This is a genomic window from Geobacillus sp. Manikaran-105, from assembly GCF_002809955.1.
In the GTDB taxonomy this organism is placed as follows: domain Bacteria; phylum Bacillota; class Bacilli; order Bacillales; family Anoxybacillaceae; genus Geobacillus; species Geobacillus thermophilus.
The window spans coordinates 1-1,714 of the sequence record NZ_PIJG01000120.1; the positions used below are offsets into that span (position 1 = coordinate 1).

Here is a 1,714-nt window from a genome sequence, read left to right on the forward strand (position 1 = left end):
GACGGAAGCATCTTGCCACGATCGAATCGCAGCCGAAAGCGTGATGACCCAAATTCCCCACCCGTATAACTTCGGGGACAAAGGATTCATTAGCCGTGAGTTGCAAAAAAGGCTGTACGAAGAATACCAAATGGCGCTTTGGACTCCGTCTCGAAAAAACCAGAAACATCGTGCGTCTGACTCACATTTCGCACCCTCTCGACGAAAATCGGGAGGATTTTTTCGTTCCGACTCACATTTCGCACCCTCTCGACGAAAATCGGGAGGATTTTTTTTGCATCGATGTGGAATGAATCCTTGACACACAAGGAATGCAAAGGAGTTTGTCCACCATGGATGTTCAAATTTGTGAGATTTATGACAGTTCCTATTTGAATATAATAAGTGCCCTTTTCCAAGATCTTGACCTTCCCCAGCTCATCGATCGGCTGGTTCCGGTGGATCCCCAATGCCAAACCCGAACCAGCGATGCGGTCAAGCTGATCCTTCTGGATATCTTGAGCGGACGACAAGCACTCGTCCATTTGGAGCGATGGGCGCATGAGATCGATTTGTCGAAGCTGATCCGGCCGGGGCTGAAGCCTTCTTGGTTCAATGATGATGCGTTGGCTCGTCATCTCGACCGCCTGTATGAGGCGGATATTCACAAGGTGATCAGCACTTGCTTGATTCACATTTATCGGAAAGAAGGCCTTCCTCTCCAGGCCTTCCACGCCGATACGACGGACAAGACCGTTTACGGCGCGTATGAATCGGTCTCGTCAGAGGCCCTGCGGATCACGCATGGCTACAACCGGCATCATCGCTGGCAAAAACAGATCGGTTTCGGGCTGATCGGCAACGAGGATGGCATCCCGTTTTACGGCGATGTGCACGACGGCAACCTGCCGGACAAAACGTGGAATCCGGAGGTGCTGTCCCGTGTCCACGAACAGCTCAAACAAGCCAAGATTGAAGACGAATGGATTTACGTGGCCGATTCCGCCGCCATGACGAAAGACACTCTGGCGCAGACGAAAGCCGCCAACGCCTTTTTGATCACGAGAGGCCCATCGTCGCTCCGAATCGTCAAAGCTGCTCTGGCGGAAGCGGATGTCCAACCCGATCCAGCGTGGAGCGACTCCTTTTCGTTGGCCGAGAAAAACGGCGCGGCCGGCCGAAAAAAGGGGTGGAACCCGAGGTGGAGACGCTGTATCTTTTGCGCCTGGACGTCGAATTCCACCAACAGGCATGGGAACAGGCAAGACGGAAAGCGTCCCGGTTTGTCCTCGTCACGACCGTTCCGAAGGAATGGAAAGGCCGAACGATGGATGCTCGAGAAATCTTGAAGTTGTATAAAGGGCAAATATCGGTGGAAATGAACTTCTCCTTTCTCAAAGATCCGTTCTTCACCGACGAGATTTACGTCAAAAAGCCAGAACGGGTGGCGGTGTTGGGCTATTTATTTCTCTTGGCCTTGGCGATTTACCGCGTCTTTCAGCGCCGGGTGCGTCAGTTCATCACACCAGAACGCCCGTTAAAGGGCGCCGGAGGCCGCAAGCTGACCCGGCCGACGGGACAGGCGATTTTTCAGCTGTTTCAATATGTGAACGTCGTCCTGTTCAATCTGCCGGATGGGCGCATCCAACGCTCACTGGATCGCTCCCTTACCCCTGATCAGCGAAGGATTCTGCAGGGATTGGGCATGGATGAGAGCATCTACGTGTAACGTGAT

Annotated in this window: 2 pseudogenes; both read left to right on the forward strand. The window is 53.0% G+C overall.

Annotated features, from left to right (window positions below):
- Nucleotides 1–184, forward strand: a pseudogene (locus tag CV945_RS16765) (IS982 family transposase); the annotation flags it as partial.
- A 148-nt stretch (nt 185–332) separates the two neighbouring features.
- A pseudogene (locus CV945_RS16775) lies at nt 333–1,708 on the forward strand (IS1634 family transposase).
- Nucleotides 1,709–1,714: the final 6 nt, after the last annotated feature.